1 protein-coding gene and 1 pseudogene are annotated in these 1,469 nt (G+C 73.8%); one reads left to right on the top strand and one right to left on the bottom strand.

Going from position 1 to position 1,469, the window contains the following annotated elements; genetic code table 11:
* Nucleotides 1-192 (bottom strand): annotated as a pseudogene (locus H5J29_RS32455) (hypothetical protein); the annotation flags it as partial.
* A gap of 89 nt (nt 193-281) precedes the next feature.
* Here H5J29_RS32455 and H5J29_RS32450 point away from each other — a divergent pair.
* Nucleotides 282-1,469 (top strand): DEDD exonuclease domain-containing protein (locus H5J29_RS32450; RefSeq protein WP_181784722.1); only part of this gene is annotated, 1,188 nt, incomplete at its 3' end.

The following is a 1,469-nucleotide window of genomic DNA, read 5'->3' as shown; positions in this document are numbered from 1 at the left end:
GTACTCGACCGCGTCGGAGATGACCTCGCGGGAGGGCAGCGAGTAGAGCATGCCGCCGACGGCCGTGGCCGCGACCTCGGCGAGCCGGTGCCGCACGGGATCGGGCAACAGGCTCCAGTCCAGGTCAGGCGACCCGGCGGAGGACGCGACCGAGCCCGCTGCGGGCTCGGGAGCGGCGTCCTCCGGGTACATCGGTCAAGGCTATCCCCGATCGGAGCGAGCAGCCACGAGTAGCGCGGCGACGCCACGGAGAGCACCCGTCCGCGACACGCCTCGAACGGATGTACGAGGAATTGTCGGGGGTTCGAACTACCGTTCGCACCGTGACCGCTCCTCCCCAGCTGTCGTTCGACGAGCTCGGCACCCCGCTGCGCGAGGTGACCTTCGTCGTGCTGGACCTCGAGACGACCGGCGGCTCCCACCAGCGGGACGGGATCACCGAGGTCGGGGCCGTGAAGGTGCGCGGCGGCGAGCAGCTGGGCGAGCTCGGCACGCTGGTGGACCCCGGCACCGGGATCCCGCCGAACATCGTGGCGCTCACCGGGATCACCACCGCGATGGTGCGCGCGGCGCCGCGGATGCCCGAGGTGCTGCCGTCGGTCCTGGAGTTCCTGTCCGGCGCGGTGCTGGTGGCGCACAACGCCCCGTTCGACGCCGGTTTCCTGCGCTCCGCCTGCGAGCGCTACGGCATGGTCTGGCCGAAGCCGCCGGTGCTGTGCACGGCCCGGCTGGCGCGCGCGGCGTTGACGCGGGACGAGTGCCCGTCGGTCCGGCTGGGTGCGCTCGCGCGGCACTTCGGCACCCGGACCCAGCCGAACCACCGGGCGTTGTCCGACGCGCGGGCCACCGTCGAGGTGCTCCACCACCTGCTCGAACGCATCGGCAACCTCGGCGTGCAGAGCCTCGAGGAGCTGCTGGCCCTCACCCGCGAGGCCTCGGCACACCGGCCCACGCAGCGGCAGCGGCAGCAGCGACACCTCGCCGCGGCGGTCCCGTCGGCGCCGGGGGTCTACCTGTTCCGCGGGCCGCGGGAGGAGGTGCTGTACGTCGGGACCAGCGGGGACCTGAAGCGTCGGGTGCGCAGCTACTTCACCGCCGGGGAACGACGGCGGCGCATCCGGGACATGGTCGCGCTGGCCGAGCGGGTCGACACCGTGGTCTGCGCGCACGCGCTCGAGGCGGGGGTCCGCGAGCTGCGGCTGCTCGCCGCACACAAGCCGAAGTACAACCGGCGGTCCCGGAACCCGGGCCGGAGCTGGTGGGTCGCGCCGACCGAGGAGGCCTTCCCCCGCCTCTCGGTCGTCACGAGCCCACGGGAGGGAGCACTCGGGCCGTTCGGGTCGCACCGGGCGGCCACGACGGCATTGGACACCCTGTTGGACGCCGTGCCGATCCGCCGCTGCACGCAGCGGATCCCGGCGCGGTCGCCCGCGGCGTCGCCCTGCATCGCGTACGAGCTGGGCCGGTGC

This window comes from Pseudonocardia pini (assembly GCF_013870575.1).
In the GTDB taxonomy this organism is placed as follows: Bacteria; Actinomycetota; Actinomycetes; order Mycobacteriales; family Pseudonocardiaceae; genus Pseudonocardia; species Pseudonocardia pini.
Note: the sequence above shows the minus strand (reverse complement) of the source record. Positions and strands in the feature narration are given on the sequence as shown.